Source organism: Blastococcus sp. SYSU D00922, assembly GCF_054050495.1.
Genome location: NZ_JBJGZL010000003.1, coordinates 162,453 through 179,010, shown reverse-complemented (window position 1 = coordinate 179,010; position 16,558 = coordinate 162,453). Strand labels below are relative to the sequence as shown.

General features: G+C 73.8%; 15 protein-coding genes and 1 tRNA gene. 14 read left to right on the top strand and 2 right to left on the bottom strand.

The features are described from left to right. The first annotated feature begins 173 nt into the window (after positions 1–173). The 4 genes from tmk (at position 174) to ACI78T_RS05760 (ending at position 5,505) form a co-directional block, all read left to right on the top strand. The gene (tmk, locus tag ACI78T_RS05775) at positions 174–2,390 is read left to right on the top strand and encodes a dTMP kinase (protein WP_456557126.1); all 2,217 of its coding nucleotides are present in this window, start codon (positions 174–176) and stop codon (positions 2,388–2,390) included. After that, entirely contained in the window at positions 2,387–3,556 is a 1,170-nt protein-coding gene (locus ACI78T_RS05770; RefSeq protein ID WP_456557125.1) for a DNA polymerase III subunit delta', read from the top strand. Before tmk ends, ACI78T_RS05770 begins: the two co-directional genes overlap by 4 nt. Before the next feature lie 57 nt (positions 3,557–3,613). Next, positions 3,614–3,686, top strand: a tRNA-Thr gene (locus ACI78T_RS05765). A 196-nt stretch (positions 3,687–3,882) separates the two neighbouring features. Then, a complete protein-coding gene (locus ACI78T_RS05760; RefSeq protein ID WP_456557124.1) occupies positions 3,883–5,505 on the top strand; it encodes a peptide ABC transporter substrate-binding protein in 1,623 nt (540 codons plus the stop codon). 85 nt (positions 5,506–5,590) lie between these two features. Here ACI78T_RS05760 and ACI78T_RS05755 read toward each other — a convergent pair whose 3' ends face one another. Beyond that, entirely contained in the window at positions 5,591–6,085 is a 495-nt protein-coding gene (locus ACI78T_RS05755; RefSeq protein ID WP_456557123.1) for an inorganic diphosphatase, read from the bottom strand. A gap of 128 nt (positions 6,086–6,213) precedes the next feature. On the opposite strand from ACI78T_RS05755, the gene dacB reads away from it, so the two are divergent. The 10 genes from dacB to ACI78T_RS05705 all read left to right on the top strand — a co-directional run bounded on the left by dacB (position 6,214) and on the right by ACI78T_RS05705 (position 15,361). Continuing rightward, positions 6,214–7,563 carry a D-alanyl-D-alanine carboxypeptidase/D-alanyl-D-alanine endopeptidase gene (gene dacB, locus ACI78T_RS05750; protein ID WP_456557122.1) on the top strand — a complete coding sequence of 450 codons (1,350 nt, stop codon included), beginning with the start codon at positions 6,214–6,216 and terminating at the stop codon, positions 7,561–7,563. Between the two features lie 40 nt (positions 7,564–7,603). Next, positions 7,604–8,686 (top strand): zinc-dependent metalloprotease, encoded by a 1,083-nt coding sequence (locus ACI78T_RS05745; protein ID WP_456557121.1) that lies wholly within the window; start codon positions 7,604–7,606, stop codon positions 8,684–8,686. A gap of 7 nt (positions 8,687–8,693) precedes the next feature. Next, entirely contained in the window at positions 8,694–9,689 is a 996-nt protein-coding gene (gene tilS, locus ACI78T_RS05740) for a tRNA lysidine(34) synthetase TilS (protein ID WP_456557120.1), read from the top strand. After that, on the top strand, positions 9,686–10,270 hold the full coding sequence (gene hpt, locus ACI78T_RS05735; RefSeq protein ID WP_456557119.1) for a hypoxanthine phosphoribosyltransferase: 585 nt from the start codon (positions 9,686–9,688) through the stop codon (positions 10,268–10,270). Before tilS ends, hpt begins: the two co-directional genes overlap by 4 nt. A gap of 282 nt (positions 10,271–10,552) precedes the next feature. After that, on the top strand, positions 10,553–12,541 hold the full coding sequence (gene ftsH, locus ACI78T_RS05730; protein WP_456557118.1) for an ATP-dependent zinc metalloprotease FtsH: 1,989 nt from the start codon (positions 10,553–10,555) through the stop codon (positions 12,539–12,541). Beyond that, the gene (gene folE, locus ACI78T_RS05725) at positions 12,538–13,149 is read left to right on the top strand and encodes a GTP cyclohydrolase I FolE (RefSeq protein ID WP_456557117.1); all 612 of its coding nucleotides are present in this window, start codon (positions 12,538–12,540) and stop codon (positions 13,147–13,149) included. The genes ftsH and folE overlap by 4 nt, the downstream gene beginning before the upstream one ends. Continuing rightward, a complete protein-coding gene (gene folP, locus ACI78T_RS05720; RefSeq protein WP_456557116.1) occupies positions 13,146–13,994 on the top strand; it encodes a dihydropteroate synthase in 849 nt (282 codons plus the stop codon). Before folE ends, folP begins: the two co-directional genes overlap by 4 nt. Then, positions 13,987–14,349 carry a dihydroneopterin aldolase gene (gene folB / locus ACI78T_RS05715; protein WP_456557115.1) on the top strand — a complete coding sequence of 121 codons (363 nt, stop codon included), beginning with the start codon at positions 13,987–13,989 and terminating at the stop codon, positions 14,347–14,349. The genes folP and folB overlap by 8 nt, the downstream gene beginning before the upstream one ends. Beyond that, positions 14,346–14,849, top strand: a complete 504-nt coding sequence (folK, locus tag ACI78T_RS05710) for a 2-amino-4-hydroxy-6-hydroxymethyldihydropteridine diphosphokinase (RefSeq protein ID WP_456557114.1) — start codon at positions 14,346–14,348, stop codon at positions 14,847–14,849. The genes folB and folK overlap by 4 nt, the downstream gene beginning before the upstream one ends. Further along, a complete protein-coding gene (locus ACI78T_RS05705) occupies positions 14,846–15,361 on the top strand; it encodes a DUF3180 domain-containing protein (RefSeq protein WP_456557113.1) in 516 nt (171 codons plus the stop codon). Before folK ends, ACI78T_RS05705 begins: the two co-directional genes overlap by 4 nt. Here the strand turns inward: ACI78T_RS05705 and ACI78T_RS05700 are convergent. Next, positions 15,358–16,539 carry an ABC transporter ATP-binding protein gene (locus tag ACI78T_RS05700; RefSeq protein WP_456557112.1) on the bottom strand — a complete coding sequence of 394 codons (1,182 nt, stop codon included), beginning with the start codon at positions 16,537–16,539 and terminating at the stop codon, positions 15,358–15,360. The two genes, ACI78T_RS05705 and ACI78T_RS05700, sit on opposite strands and share 4 nt — an antisense overlap. Positions 16,540–16,558: the final 19 nt, after the last annotated feature.

The window sequence follows — 16,558 nt, the reverse complement described above, 5'->3', positions numbered from 1 at the left end:
CTTCCCAGGGACCGCTCGCCGCCCTACCTCCGACCCCGGGAGCACCGATTCCGTCCGACCCGACGTCCCCGGCGCCGCCGCCCGACGAGGCGCGCCCGGCCGCAGGGACGACTTCGCCGGCCGACGGCCTGCCCTCTGCGGGCACGCCGGTGCCGGCCGACGCCGCGGTGCCGATGACGGAGCTGGACGCCGGGGCGCGCCAGGACGATGCACCGGTCGGTGAGCGGCAGACCGACGAGGACGGGCACGTCGACGCGCTGGGCGGGGTCGGCCTGGTGGCCAAGCTGCGCGCCGTGCTGCGGGTCAAGGACTTCCGCAAGCTGTGGCTGTCGATGTCGCTGTCCAGCTTCGGCGACTGGCTGGGCCTGCTGGCGATCACCGCGACCGCCCGGATGGCCTTCGAGGACTACGCCGCGCAGAACTTCGCGACCGGCGCCGTGCTCCTCTTCCGCCTGCTGCCGGCGATCGTGCTCGGCCCCCTGGCCGGGGCTTTCGCCGACCGGTTCGACCGCCGCAAGACGATGGTGATCACCGACGTCATCCGGTTCGGGTTGTTCGCCTCGATCCCCATCGTCGACAACCTGCTCTGGTTGCTGATCGCCCAGTTCGTCATCGAGGCGTTCAGCCTGTTCTGGATCCCGGCCAAGGACGCCGCGGTGCCGAACATGCTGCGCAAGGACCAGCTGGAGCCGGCCAACCAGCTGTCCCTGGTGACCACCTACGGGCTCACCCCCGTGCTCGCGGCCATCGTGTTCGCCGTGCTGGCCACCATCGGCGGGACCGTCTCGGACCTGCTGCCGGGCGTCGACGAGGTGGACCTCGCGCTGTACCTGAACGCGCTGACCTTCCTGGTCGCCGCGGTGGTCATCTGGAACCTGCCGTCGATCAGCGGCCGGCGCGCGGCCGGCACGGTCACGACCCAGGAGAGCTTCCTGGGTTCCCTCCGGCACGGCTTCTCCTTCGCCGGGCACACCCCGCTGGTGCGCGGGCTGGTCATCGGCATCACCGGCGCCATGGCCGCGGCCGGCGTGATCATCGCGACCGGGCAGGCCTTCGCCAACGCGCTCGGCGGTGGGGAGGCCGCCTACGGGCTGCTCTTCGGGGCCGTCTTCGTGGGCCTCGGGGCCGGCATCGCGTTCGGTCCGAGCATCGCCCGCGACCTCGCGCGCGAGCGGATCTTCGGCCTCGCCGTGGCGGTGGCCGGGGTGATGGTCCTGCTCATGTCGTGGACCTTCACGCTGTGGATCGCGCTGCTGCTGGTCGTCTTCATGGGGTTCTTCGCCGGCATCGCGTACCTGGCCGGCTTCACCTTGCTGGGCACCGAGGTCGAGGACGAGATCCGCGGCCGCACGTTCGCCATCGTCCAGTCGCTGGTCCGGGCGGCGCTGATCCTCTCCTTGGCGGTCGTCCCGTTCTGCGTCGGCGCCATCGGCCAGCACTCCGTGGACGTCGGGGTGTTCGCCGTCCCGATCACCGGCGAGCGGATCATGCTCTTCGTCGCCGGCCTGCTGGCCCTGGGCGTCGGCATCCTGGCCTACCGCCAGATGGACGACGGGCGGCCGGTGCCGCTGCTGGCCGACGTCGTCACCGCCATCCGCCGCGACACCACCGCCCGGCGGCGCCTGGCCGGCGGCGGGGTGCTCATCGCGTTCGAGGGCGGCGAGGGAGCCGGCAAGTCCACGCAGGTCCGCCGGCTGCAGGAGTGGCTGACCAACGAGGGGCTGGTCGCACGGGCCACCTTCGAGCCGGGCGCCACCCCCTCGGGCGCCGGGATCCGGGCGATCGTGCTCGACAAGGCGCAGGTCGGCATCTCGTCCCGGTCCGAGGCGCTGCTCTACGCCGCCGACCGCGCCCAGCACGTCCACGACGTCCTGCGCCCGGCCCTCGACGCGGGCGAGGTCGTGATCACCGACCGGTTCGTCGACAGCTCGCTGGCCTACCAGGGCGCGGGCCGCACCATCCCGCTGGACGACGTCCGGATGCTCTCCCGCTGGGCCACCGAGGGCCTGCAGCCCGACCTGACGATCCTGCTCGACCTGCCGCCGGAGGTGGGCCTCGCGCGGGCGCGCGGCCGCGCGGTGGCCGACCGGCTGGAGTCGGAGTCCCTCGAGTTCCACCAGCGGGTCCGGCAGACGTTCCGCGCCCTGGCCGAGTCCGATCCCGACCGGTACCTGGTCCTGGACGCCCGGGAGTCGCCGGACCAGATCGCGGCGGCGATCCGCGTCCGCATCGCCGAGCTGCTCTCCGGCCTGCCCCTGCAGCAGCTGGCGCAGCAGGACGTCGGCCGGTCCCGGGTCAACGGCGCCACGGTGGCGCACGAGGAGCTGACCCCGACCGGGCCGCACCGGCCGCACGCCCAGACCGGCTCGACCCCGCAGCTGCACCCGTGAGCGGCGCCGGGGGAGTCTGGTCGCAGGTCATCGGCCAGGAAGCCGTGGTCGCGGAGCTGCGGGCCGCCGTCGCCGACCCCGCGGCCATGACGCACGCCTGGCTGTTCACCGGCCCGCCCGGGTCCGGCCGCTCGGTCGCGGCCCGTGCCTTCGCGGCGGCGCTCCAGTGCCCCGCCGGCGGTGACGGCACCTGCCACGCCTGCCGGACCGTGCTGGCCGGTACGCACGCCGACGTGCAGACCGTGGTCCCCGAGGGGCTGTCGATCGGTGTCGCCGAGGTCCGCGAGATCGTGCGGATCGCCGGGCGCGCGCCGTCGCAGGGTCGCTGGCAGGTCGTGCTGGTCGAGGACGCCGACCGGATGACCGAGCAGGCGGCCAACACGGTCCTGAAGATGCTCGAGGAGCCGCCCGCGCGGACGGTCTTCCTGCTCTGCGCGCCGAGCCTGCACCCGGACGACGTGCCGGTGACCATCCGTTCCCGCTGCCGCGTGGTCGGTCTGCGCACCCCGCCCGTCGACGCCGTCGCCGACGTCCTGGTGAGCCGCGACGGCATCGACCCGGCCCTCGCCGCCTGGGCCGCCGCGGCGGCGGCCGGGCACGTCGGCCGCGCCCGCCGGCTGGCCCGCGACGAGGCGGCGCGGATGGCGCGCAAGGCCGTCCTCGACGTGCCTCTGAAGCTCGTCTCGCTGGCCGCCTGCCTCGACGCCGCCGACGACCTGGTCGGGGCCGCGCAGGAGGAGGCCGACGAGGCGACGGCCGCGCTCGACGGTGCCGAGACCGAGGCGGTGAAGGCCAGCCTCGGCGTCGGTGCCCGCGGCCCGGGCGTCGCGGCCGCCAGCCGCGGCGCGGGCCAGCTCAAGGAGCTGGAGAAGCGGCAGAAGTCGCGGGCGACCCGGCTCGGCCGCGACTCGCTCGACCGTGCCCTCGTCGACCTCGCCGGCCTCTACCGGGACGCGCTCGTCCTGGACGCCACCGGCGAGGACCCGCCCCAGCTGCTGCACCCCGACCGCCGGGCCGACGCCGCCGAGCTGGCCCGCCGGATCGGCGCCGAGGGGGCGCTACGGCGCATCGACGCCGTGCTGGACTGCCGGCTCGCGCTCGAGCAGAACGTGAAGCCGCGGATCGCCCTCGAGGCGCTGACCGTGGCGTTGCGCCTGCCCGCCTGACCCGGGTGGCCCTGCGCGGAGCGGGCGCCGCGGTGTCGTAGGCTGTGCGGGCAGTCCGCCGCCTTAGCTCAGTCGGTAGAGCATCTCACTCGTAATGAGAAGGTCGTCGGTTCGATTCCGACAGGCGGCTCTCCCTCACCACCAGCGGGTTCGTCCATCCGGACGGGCCCGCTGCGTCGTTCCCGGGGTCCTATGACCCACGTCTCCCTCAAGCGGCGCCCGCTTCGCGACGACCTGCTCTGCGGATGCCGGTGAGTACGGCTGCGACCGCAGCCGCGCCGTTCCACGTCCGCGGCCACGACGATCGGCTGCGGGAAAGCGCGGTCATGACACCTCTCAAGCGTTCCCTCCGTCTCCACGTCGCGGTCCTCGCCGGCGCCGTGCTCCTCACCGGCTGCGGTGGGGCGGCGGCCGGTGGCACGGGCTCGCCGGAGGCGGTCAGCATCGCGATCGGCGAGCCGATGAGCTCCCTGGTCCCCGGCAACACCGTCGAGGAGTACGGCAGCCAGGTCCTCGAGTCCCTCTGGACCGGCCTGGTCGAGTACACCGCCGACGGGGAGGTCAGCTACACCGGCGTCGCCGAGTCGGTCACCTCGGAGGACAGCACCACCTGGACGGTGGAGCTGCGCGACGGCTGGACGTTCCACGACGGGACCCCGGTGACGGCCGCGTCGTTCGTCGACGCCTGGAACTGGACGGCGTACAGCCAGAACGCGCAGGCCGGCTCCTACTTCTTCGCCAACGTCGAGGGCTTCGGCGACCTGCAGGCCCCGACCGACGACGAGGGCGAGCCCACCGGCGAGCCCGCCGCGACGGAGATGAGCGGCCTGCGGGTGGTCGACGACTCCACCTTCACCGTGACGCTGGCCGCGCCGTTCGCGCAGTTCCCGGTGACGCTCGGCTACAACCCGTTCTTCCCGCTGCCGCAGTCGTTCTTCGACGACCCGGAGGCCTTCGGCACCCGTCCGGTCGGCAACGGGCCGTTCCGCGCCGACGGCGCGTTCGAGCCGGGCGAGGGCATCACGGTCCGGGCCTACGACGAGTTCGCCGGCGAGCGGCCCGCCGTCGACGCGATCGAGTTCCGCGTCTACGCCGAGACCAGCACCGCGTACACCGACGCCCTGGCCGGCAACGTCGACGTCGTCCCGCGGATCCCGGCCGACGCGAGCGGCACCGCGCCCGAGGACTTCGAGGGGCGCTACGTCGAGACCTCCGCGTCCGGCCTGACCTACCTCGGCCTGCCGCTGTACGACGAGCGCTACAGCGACCCGCGGGTGCGCCAGGCGCTGTCGCTCGCGATCGACCGCGACCTCATCGCCGAGCAGATCTTCGCCGGTACCCGCGAGGCTGCGGACGCGATCGTGCCGCCGGTCGTCGACGGTCACCGCGACGGTGCCTGCGCGTACTGCACCCTCGACGTCGAGCGGGCGAACGAGCTGCTCGACGAGGCCGGCTTCGACCGGACCCGGCCGATCGACCTGTGGTTCAACGCCGGCGCCGGCAACGACCCGTGGATGGAGGCCGTCGGCAACCAGCTGCGGAGCAACCTCGGCGTCGAGTACGTGCTGCACGGCGAGCTGGCCCCGCCGCAGTACGGCCCGCTGCTGGCCACCCAGGGCATGACCGGCCCGTTCCGCATGGGCTGGTCGATGGACTACCCGAGCCCGCAGAACTTCCTGGAGCCGCTGTTCTCCACCGGGTCCGATGCCAACTACGCCTTCTACAGCAGCGCGGCGTTCGACGCGCTGGTCGCCGAGGGCAACGCGGCCGCGAGCGGTGCCGACGCCATCGGCGCCTACAACCGGGCCGAGGACGTCGTCCTGGAGGACATGCCGGTCATCCCCCTGTTCTTCGACGTCACCCAGTCCGTCCACTCCGACGCGGTCGCCGACCTGGTGGTCGACGTCTTCGGCCGGGTGGACACGACGTCGCTGACGCGCGCCGGCTGAGCAGGGCTGGAACGCCGACGGCGGCACACCTCGCGGGAGGTGTGCCGCCGTCGATGCGTTCGGCGACCCGGCGGACCGAGCCGGTTCAGTGGTGGGCGTCGCCGTTCTTGGCGCGCTCGAGCGAAGCCAGGATCTCCTTCTCGGCCTCTTCTCGGCCGACCCACTCGGCGCCCTCGACGGACTTGCCGGGCTCGAGGTCCTTGTAGGTCTCGAAGAAGTGCTGGATCTCCAGGCGGTCGAACTCCGACACGTCGGAGATGTCCATGAGGTGGGACATCCGCGGGTCGGTCGCCGGCACGGTGAGGACCTTGTCGTCCCCGCCCGCTTCATCGGTCATGCGGAACATGCCGATGGCCCGGCAGGTGATCAGGCACCCGGGGAAGGTCGGCTCCTCGAGCAGGACCAGGGCGTCGAGCGGGTCGCCGTCCTGCCCCAGGGTGTTCTCGATGTAGCCGTAGTCCGCCGGGTAGCGGGTGGAGGTGAACAGCATCCGGTCCAAGCGGATGCGTCCGGTGGCATGGTCCAGCTCGTACTTGTTCCGCTGGCCCTTCGGGATTTCTACCGTCACGTCGAACTGCACGGACGTAGTGTGACCCACGGCGACCCGCAGCAATCGGCGGGTCGCCTTTCTGGGGGGTGGGCACCATCGCGTCGAGTGGTTCGACGATCGTCACAGCGAAGACCGGGCGTTTCCGCCGACGGCTCGCGATGGGCATCATCGGGCTCGTCCTGCTCCTCATCGGCGGCGGTGTCGGCGTCGGCCTGCTGCTCAGCGGCGGGAACGGCGGGGGCGGCCCCGAGGCCGTCGACGTGCCCGACGCCGAGCTGCCCGACCTGGGCGACGCCTCCCCGGTCCTCGCCTCGCTGGGCACCGACGCCCCCGCCCCGGACCCCGCCGTCCTCAGCAGCCAGCTCACCCCGCTGCTGACCGCCGCGGGTCTCGGCACCGGGGTGTCCGCGGAGGTCGTGGACGTCGCCACCGGCGGCGTCCTGCTCGACCTGGACGCCAGCGACCCCGCCGTCCCCGCGTCGACGGCGAAGCTGCTCACCGCCGCGGCGACCCTCGTCACCCTCGACCCGGCCGAGACCCTGGAGACGACGGTCGTCGCCGGCGCGAGCCCGGGCGAGGTCGTGCTGGTCGGCGGCGGCGACCCCACCCTGTCCCGCACCTCGCCGTCCCAGTCCTACCCGGGAGCAGCGACGGTCGCCGACCTGGCCGCCCAGGTCGTCGCCGCGATGCCGGCGGGGACGCCGGTCACCCGGATCGTCGTCGACAACTCGCTCTTCAGCGGCGCACTGACCGCGTCCGGGTGGGGGACCGGCGACGCCCCCTCCACCTACGCCGCCCCGGTGACCGCGACGGCCGTCGACGGCGCCCGGGTCAGCCCGGGCTCCCAGGCGCGCAGCGGGCAGCCGGGGATCGACGCCGGGTCTGCTCTCGCCGACGCCCTCGGCGCGCCCGGCGCGACCGTCGTCCTCGGCGAGGCCCCGGCCGGCGCGGAGACGCTCGCGACGGTCCGGTCGGCGCCGGTCGGCCGGCTGGTCGAGCAGATGCTGTCGATGTCGGACAACATGCTGGCCGAGTCGCTGGCCCGCCACGTGGCGATCGCCGAGGACCTCCCGGCCACCTTCGAGGGCGGCGCGCAGGCGATCGTCCAGGCGCTGTCCGGGGCGGGCATCGACACGACGGGCGTCGCGCTGTTCGACGGCAGCGGGCTGTCGCAGTCCGACCGGATCCCGGCCGCCGTGCTCACCGAGGTCGTCACCAGCGCCGCCGACGGCACCCTCGACGGGACCTCGGCGCTGCTGTCGGGCCTGCCGGTGGCCGGCTACGACGGCACGCTGTTCGACCGCGGGGACGCCGGCGCCGCGCCCGGCACCGTCCGTGCCAAGACGGGCACCCTCCTCGGGGTGCACGCGCTCGCCGGGACGGTGGTGACCACCGACGGTCGACTGCTGTCGTTCGCCGTCGTGGCCGACGGCTCCGGCAGCGAGGCCGCTGCCGAGGCCGCGCTCGACGACGTCGCCGCTGCGCTCGCCGGCTGCGGCTGCCGCTGAACGGAGGCCCGTCCGGCGCCCGTCCGCGTACGGTGAGGCGATGACGAGCGCCTCCTCGATGGTCGACTGGGACCTCGCCGGACGCACGGCCCGCAAGCTGATGAGCGCGGGACCCGCGACCACGCGCGAGGAGGCCGCCGGCGTCGTCCGCGACCTGCACGAGGCCGCGGCCGTCGCCGTCGCGCACGTCGAGCGGCTGACCGGCCTGAGCCCGGTGCCCGGCGGCCCGGCACCTCAGGTCGTCGTGGTCGACCGCCCCGGCTGGGCCGACGCGAACGCCCGGGGCATGGCCGCGCTCCTCGACCCGCTGGTTGAGGCCCTCGCCGCCAAGCAGGACTCCCGCCCCGGGGCGATCGCCACCGCGATCGGGTCCCGGGCCACCGGCGTCCAGGCCGGCGGCATCCTGGCCTTCCTGTCCTCGCGCGTCCTCGGTCAGTACGAGGTCTTCGGCACCGGCGGCCAGCTGCTCCTCGTGGCCCCCAACATCGTGGCGACCGAGCGGAAGCTCGGCGTCGACCCCGCCGACTTCCGGCTCTGGGTCTGCCTGCACGAGGTCACCCACCAGCTGCAGTTCACCGCCGTGCCCTGGCTCAAGGGCCACCTCGAGGCGGAGATCGCCCGGTTCGTGGAGGCCACCGACCTGAACGCGGACGTGCTGCGGGAGCGGCTGCAGGACGTGCTGCGCAGCCTCACCGACGCCGTCCGGGGTGGCGACGGCGAGTCCGAGGGCCTGATGGCGCTGGTCCGCGACCCCGAGCAGCGGGCCGTGCTTGACCGGGTCACCGCGGTCATGAGCCTGGTCGAGGGGCACGCCGAGTACGTCATGGACGAGGTCGGCCCGGACGTCGTCCCGTCCGTGCGGACCCTGCGGAAGCGGTTCGCCCAGCGCCGCAAGGGCCGCGGCCCGCTCGACCGCGTGGTGCGCCGCCTGCTCGGCCTCGAGCAGAAGATGAAGCAGTACGCCGAGGGGCGCGTCTTCGTCGGCGGGGTGATCGAGCTGGTCGGCATGGACGGGTTCAACCGCGTGTGGGAGGGCCCCGAGAACCTGCCGCGGATCGACGAGCTCACCGCGCCCGAGCGCTGGGTCGAGCGCGTGCACGGCCGTCCCGCCATCCCCGCCTGAGCCCGCCGTGGCCGGTCCTCCCCGCGCGGTCGCCGTCCTGCGGCACGCGGTGCGCGCCGGGCTGCGGAGCTCGCCGCAGCCGGTGCTCGTGGCGTGCAGCGGGGGAGCGGACTCCGTCGCGCTGGCGGCCGCCCTGGCCTTCGAGGCGCGCGACGCCGGCGTCCGGGTCGGCGGGGTGACCGTCGACCACGGGTTGCAGCCGGGGTCGGCGCAGCGCGCCGACCGCACCGCCGAGCTGCTGCGGGGGCTCGGCCTGGACCCCGTCGTCGTGCTCAGCGCCAAGGTGGGGGACGACGGCGGACCGGAAGGGGCCGCGCGCGCCGCCCGGTACGCCGTCCTGGGCGCCGCCGCGGAGCAGCACGCCGCCCGGATCGCCCTGGCGCACACCCTCGACGACCAGGCCGAGACGGTCCTGCTGGGCCTCGGCCGGGGTTCGGGGCCGCGCTCGGTGGCCGGCATGGTCGAGTACCGCCCGCCGTACTGGCGCCCGTTGCTCGGCGTCCGCCGGGCCACCGCGCGCCAGGCGTGCGCCGACCAGGGGCTGCCCGTGTGGGACGACCCGTGGAACGCCGACCCGGCCTACACGCGCGTCCGGCTGCGCACCGAGGTCCTGCCGCTGCTGGAGGAGGTGCTCGGCGGCGGGGTGGCCCCGGCGCTGGCGAGGACGGCGGCGCAGCTGCGCGAGGACCTCGACGCCCTCGACGCGCTGGCCGCCGACGCCCTGCCCGGCCACGGCGGCGAGCTGCCGGTCGAGGCGGTGGAGGCGCTGCCCGCGGCGCTGCGGCGACGGGTGCTGCGCCTGTGGCTGCGGGCCGGCGGGGTCCCCGACCTGCAGGCGGTGCACCTGGCCGCGGTCGAGGCGCTGCTCGTCCGGTGGCGGGGGCAGGGCCGGGTCGACCTACCCGGCGGCGCGGGCGTCGTCCGGGCGTCTGGCAGGCTGGTCCTGCTGGGCCCGGACGACCGGGTCGCACCACCCCCGCACTCCGAGGAGCCGCTCGCGTGACCGAAGCCGTCAGCACTCCCGGGGCCCTCGGCCCCGACCACGGGTACGGCCCGGACATCGACCACGTGCTCCTCTCGGAGGAGCAGATCCAGCAGAAGATCGCCGAGCTGGCCACCGAGATCGCCGCCGACTACGCCGGCAAGGAGGTCCTCCTGGTCGGCGTGCTCAAGGGCGCGGTGCTCTTCATGAGCGACTTCGCCCGGGCGCTGCAGCTGCCCACGCAGATGGAGTTCATGGCCGTCTCCTCCTACGGCTCGGCCACCAGCTCCTCCGGCGTCGTGCGGATCCTCAAGGACCTCGACCGCGACATCACCGGCAAGCACGTCCTCGTGCTCGAGGACATCATCGACTCCGGCCTCACGCTCTCCTGGCTGCTGAAGAACCTCGGCGGCCGGCAGCCGGCGTCGCTCGAGGTGTGCGCGCTGCTGCGCAAGCCCGACGCCGTGAAGGTCGAGGTGCCGGTGAAGTACATCGGGTTCGACATCCCCAACGAGTTCGTCATCGGCTACGGCCTCGACTACGCCGAGCGCTACCGCGACCTGCCCTACATCGCCACCCTCAAGCCCGAGGTCTATACCTGACGTCGTCCTCCGGACGACACCGCGGCCAGGTGCCGTCCCCCTGATGCGCTGAGCCGCTGCGTCGCGGCTGCGCGGAACCCTCCGGGTCCCACTCGCCGCGACAGTCCACCTACCGGGTCATCCCCAGCTCGCGCCCAGCGGATTCGCAGACGGCCCGGTGTACCGTCGATCGCGACGACGCTGTCCCCAGCGCCGGGGTCCTCGCCCGGATCGCAGGCGGCGTCCCCGGACGATCAGGAGGGTCGACGGGCCGACCGGTCTCCCGGCGCCCGGCATCGGTGTATGGAACGTAAGAAGATCTTCCGCTCCGTGTGGTTCTGGGTCGTCCTCGTCGTCCTGGTCGCCCTCACGTTCTCCTGGACCCTGGGTGGCGGCACCTCCGGCAAGGAGGTGTCCACCTCCGTCGCGCTGCAGCAGCTCGATGCGGGCAACGTCGAGTCCGCGACGATCAACGACAAGGAGCAGACGCTCGACCTCGAGCTGAAGAGCGAGGTCGAGGGCAGCCGGCAGATCACCGCGTCCTACCCGCTCGGGGCCTCCGACGACATCTACGACCGGGTCTCCGGCCAGGGCGACGACGACGCCGTCGACTTCGACACCAACGTCACCCAGCAGAGCCTGCTGGTGAGCCTGCTGGTCAGCTTCCTGCCGTTCCTGATCCTCCTGCTGCTGCTGTTCTGGCTGTTCAACTCCATGCAGGGCGGCGGCCGCGGCGTCATGCAGTTCGGCAAGTCCAAGGCCAAGCAGGTCACCAAGGACACCCCGAAGACGACGTTCGCCGACGTCGCCGGTGCCGACGAGGCCGTCGAGGAACTGCACGAGATCAAGGACTTCCTGCAGAACCCGGTCAAGTTCCAGGCCGTCGGCGCGAAGATCCCCAAGGGCGTGCTGCTGTTCGGCCCGCCCGGGACCGGCAAGACGCTGCTGGCCCGCGCCGTGGCCGGCGAAGCCGGGGTGCCGTTCTTCTCGATCTCCGGCTCGGACTTCGTCGAGATGTTCGTCGGTGTCGGCGCCAGCCGGGTCCGCGACCTGTTCGAGCAGGCCAAGGCCAACGCCCCGGCGATCATCTTCGTCGACGAGATCGACGCCGTCGGCCGCCACCGCGGTGCCGGCATGGGCGGCGGTCACGACGAGCGCGAGCAGACCCTCAACCAGATGCTCGTCGAGATGGACGGCTTCGACGTCAAGGGCGGCGTGATCATGATCGCCGCGACCAACCGGCCCGACATCCTCGACCCGGCCCTGCTGCGCCCCGGCCGCTTCGACCGGCAGATCGCCGTCGACCGGCCCGACCTGCTGGGCCGCAAGGCGATCCTGTCGGTGCACGCCAAGGGCAAGCCGCTCGCGCCGGACGTCGACCTGGAGACCGTCGCCCGCCGGACGCCGGGCTTCACCGGTGCCGACCTGGCCAACGTGCTCAACGAGGCGGCGCTCCTCACCGCGCGCACCAACGCCTCGCTCATCACCGACGCCACCCTCGAGGAGGCGATCGACCGCGTCATCGCCGGCCCCGAGCGCAAGACGCGGGCGATGAGCGAGAAGGAGAAGAAGGTCACCGCGTACCACGAGGGCGGGCACGCCCTGGTCGCGCACGCGCTGCCGAACCTCGACCCCGTGCACAAGGTGACGATCCTGCCGCGCGGCCGGTCGCTCGGGCACACGCTCGTCCTGCCGACCGAGGACAAGTACACCCAGACCCGGTCGGAGATGATCGACACCCTGGCCTACGCCCTCGGCGGGCGGGCGGCCGAGGAGCTGGTCTTCCACGAGCCGACCACCGGCGCCGGCAACGACATCGAGAAGGCCACCTCGATGGCCCGCGCGATGGTGACCCAGTACGGCATGAGCGCCAAGCTCGGTGCGGTGAAGTACGGCAGCACCGACGCCGAGCCGTTCCTGGGCCGCGACATGGGCTCGCGCCCGGACTACTCCGAGGCCGTCGCCGCCGACATCGACGCGGAGATCCGCGCGCTGATCGAGGCCGCGCACGACGAGGCCTGGGAGATCCTGGTGGAGTACCGGGGCGTCCTCGACCAGCTCGTCCTCGAGCTGATCGAGAAGGAGACGCTCTCCAAGGAGGACATGGCCCGCATCTGCGCGCCGGTCACCAAGCGCCCCTCGCTCGCGCCATACAACGGCTTCGGCAAGCGGACGCCCTCCGACCAGCCCCCGGTGCTCACCCCCGCCGAGGTCGCCGCGCAGAACGGCAACGGCCACGCCAGCGGGAGCAGCACCCCGGTGGGTGACGTCGGAGCACCCGCACAGCGATGACCGCCGGCGACATCGGGCCCGGCGGGATGCGGACCGTGGGCGAGGTCGACCAGGCGCGGGCGGCGGCCGCCGTCCGCGAGCTGCTGATCGCCGTGGGCGAGGACCCCGACCGGCCCGGGCTGCAGGACACCCCTGCCCGGGTGGCCCGCGCGTACGCCGAGACCTTCGCCGGTCTCTCCCAGGACCCCTACGACATCCTGGCGACCACCTTCGCCGAGGACCACGACGAGATGGTCCTGGTCAAGGACATCCCGATGTACTCGACGTGCGAGCACCACCTGGTGCCCTTCCACGGCAAGGCGCACGTCGGCTACATCCCGGCCGAGGACGGCCGGGTGACGGGTCTGTCGAAGCTGGCCCGGCTGGTGGAGGTGTACGCGCGCCGGCCGCAGGTGCAGGAGCGGATGACCCGCCAGATCGCCGACGCGCTGGACGAGGTGCTCAAGCCCCGCGGCGTCATCGTCGTCATCGAGGCGGAGCACCTGTGCATGGCCATGCGCGGTATCCGCAAGCCCGGTTCCACGACCGTGACCTCGGCGGTCCGCGGCATGTTCCGCGACAGCGCGGCGACGCGGAACGAGGCGATGAGCCTGGTGCTGGGGAAGTGATCTCCCTCCCGCGCCCCGGCCGGTGCGTGGTCATGGGCGTCCTCAACGTCACTCCCGACTCCTTCTCCGACGGCGGCTGCTTCGCCGACCCGGAGGTCGCGATCGCGCACGGGCTGGCGATGCACGCCGCCGGCGCCGACTACGTCGACGTGGGCGGAGAGTCCACCCGGCCCGGCGCCGACCGCGTCGACGCCGAGGAGGAGGCCCGCCGCGTCGTCCCCGTGGTCCGGGAGCTCGCCGCCGCGGGCGTGCGGACCAGCGTCGACACCACCCGCGCCGAGGTCGCCGAGGCCGCCATCCACGCCGGCGCCCAGCTGGTGAACGACGTCAGCGGTGGCCTGGCCGACAAGAACATGGCCGAGCTGATCGCCGAGACCGGCGTCCCGTGGGTGCTCATGCACTGGCGGGGGCACAGCCGCGAGATGTACGCCGCCGCCCGGTACGGCGACGTCGTCACCGAGGTCTGCGCCGAGCTGACCGCGCGCGTCGAGGACGTCGTCGCGATCGGCGTCGCCCCCGAGCAGCTGGTGCTGGATCCCGGCCTCGGCTTCGCCAAGCGGGCCGAGCACAACTGGGCGCTGCTGGCCGGGCTGGACCGGCTCGTCGGGCTGGGGCTGCCGGTGCTGGTCGGCTCGTCGCGGAAGACGTTCCTCGGCCGGCTGCTCGCCGGGCCCGACGGCGAGCCCCGGCCGGCCGAGCAGCGGGACCACGCCACGCTGGCGACCACGGTGATGGCCGCGGAGGCCGGTGCCTGGGGCGTGCGGGTGCACGACGCGGCAGCGTCGGTCGACGCCGTCCGCACCGTCGAGGCGGTCCGCGCGGCGCGGGGGAGCGGCCGTGGTTGACCGGATCACGCTCCGCGGGCTCCGCGCGCACGGCCGCCACGGCGTCTACGCGTTCGAGCGCGAGCGCGGGCAGATGTTCCGCGTCGACGCCGTCCTCGAGGTCGACACCGCCGCCGCGGCGGCCGGCGACGACCTCGACAAGACCGTCAACTACGCCGACCTCGCCCGCGACCTGTACGCCGTCCTGGCGGGGGAGCCGGTGAACCTGCTCGAGACGCTGGCGCAGCGCCTCGCCGACGTCTGCCTGGCGAACCCGCTGGTGGCCGCCGTCGAGATCACCGTGCACAAGCCCCAGGCCGAGCTCGGGGTGCCCTTCGACGACGTCACCGTCGCCATCCGGCGGGAGCGCCCGTGAGCCGCGCCGTGCTGTCGCTCGGGGCGAACCTCGGCGACCGCGCGGCCGCCCTCCGGTCGGCCATCACCGCCCTCAAGGACGACGGCCTGGTCGCCCGCTCGACGCTGTACGAGACGCCGCCGTGGGGTCCGGTCGAGCAGCCGCCCTACCTCAACGCCGTGGTCATCGTGCGCGGGCCGTGCGACGCCCGCGGCTGGCTGGCCCGGGCGCACGAGCTCGAGCAGGCCGCCGGCCGCACCCGCGAGGTCCGGTGGGGGCCGCGCACCCTCGACGTCGACGTCGTCACGGTCACCGAGGACGACGGCACCCCGGTGATCTCCGATGACCCCGAGCTGACCCTCCCGCACCCGCGGGCGCACGAGCGGGCCTTCGTGCTGCTGCCGTGGTCGACGCTGGAGCCCGGCGCCGTGCTGCCGGGCCGGGGCCGGGTCGCCGACCTGCTCGCCGCGCTGCCCGCCGACGACAAGCTCGCGGTGACCCGTTGGGACCACCTGCATTGAGCCCCGTCCGCCGCCGCGACCTCGCCGTCCTCGCCGCCGGTCTGGCGGTCGCCGCCTGGCTGCTGGTCCGTGCCTGGTACGGGGAACTGCCGGCGCTGGACTGGTGGCTGCCCGTCCCGCTCGCGGTGCTCGCCGTCGCCGAGGCCCTGGGCGCGCGGACGTTGAAGGCGCGGCTCACCGCCCTGCGCGAGGCGCGGACGCGCACGGGGACCGGGACGCCCGGCGCCGCCCCCGTGCGGCCCGTCGAGCCGATGCTGGTCGCCCGGCTGGCCGTCCTGGCGCAGGCGAGCGCCTACGTGGGCGCCGTCTTCGCCGGCATCTGGACCGGCGTCCTGCTGCACGTCGGGCCGGCCGTGGGCGACCTGCAGGCGGCCGCCGGCGACACCGTCACCGCGCTGATCGGGATCGCGAGCGCGGTCGGGCTGGTCGTCGCGGCGCTGTGGCTGGAGTCCACCTGCCGGGTCCCGCCCGGGACGACCGACGACGAGCCGACCATGGGCGTCAGCGGCTAGACGGCACCGGCGATCTCCGGCACCGTCCCGTCCACCGACCGGCGCAGCGCCGCGTGCAGCGACTCGGGCGTCAGCACCCCCAGGAACCGGTCGCCGTCGAGCACCGCGACCCAGCCGGCCTCGTGCTGCAGCATCGTCGCGAAGGCGGTCTTGAGCGAGGCGTCGACCGGCACCCAGGCCTCCATGCGCTTGCCGGCGTCGCGGACGCTGCCGCTCCCGGACGCGCGCTCGGCCGACAGCCACCCGTGCAGCGACTGCTGGTCGTCGAGGACGACGGCCCAGCGTGCGCCGGCCCGGCTCAGGACCGCCCGGGCGTCGGCCAGGCCGTCGTCGATCCGCACGACCGGCGGGTGCTCGAGGTCGGCGGCGTCGATGCCCGTGACGGCCAGCCGCTTGAGCCCCCGGTCGGCGCCGACGAAGTCCGCGACGAACGGCGTGGCCGGGTTGCCCAGCAGGTCCGCGGGCGTCGCGAACTGCTCCACCCGGCCGCCCTGGCTCATCACCGCGATGCGGTCGCCGAGGCGGACCGCCTCCTCGATGTCGTGGGTGACGAACACGATGGTCTTGCGGACGGTCTCCTGCAGGCGCAGGAACTCCGACTGGAGCCGCTCGCGGACGATCGGGTCGACGGCCGAGAACGGCTCGTCCATGAGCAGGACCCCCGGGTCGGCGGCCAGGGCGCGCGCGACGCCGGCCCGCTGCCGCTGGCCCCCCGAGAGCTGGTGCGGGTACCTGTCGCCGTGGACGGCGGGGTCGAGGCCGACGACGTCGAGGAGCTCGTCGACGCGGGCCCTGATCCGCCGCTTGTCCCAGCCAAGCAGCCGCGGCACCGTGCCGACGTTGACCCGCACCGTCTGGTGGGGGAACAGGCCGACGTTCTGGATCACGTAGCCGATCCGGCGCCGGAGCTTGACCGGGTCCGCCCCGGTCACGTCCTCGCCGCCCAGGAGGATGCGTCCGGTGGTCGGCTCGATGATCCGGTTGATCATCTTCATCGTCGTCGTCTTGCCGCACCCCGAGGGCCCCACCAGCACGGTGAGCTCGCCGGCGGCGAAGGTCAGGTCGAGCTCGGCGACCCCGACGGTCCCGTCGTCGTAGACCTTGCTCACACCCTCGAGCCGGATCTCCTCGGCCCCGCTGGGAGCTGCGGTGGTGGGGAGGGGCGCAGTAGCGTCCACGACGTGGCCTTCCTGGTAC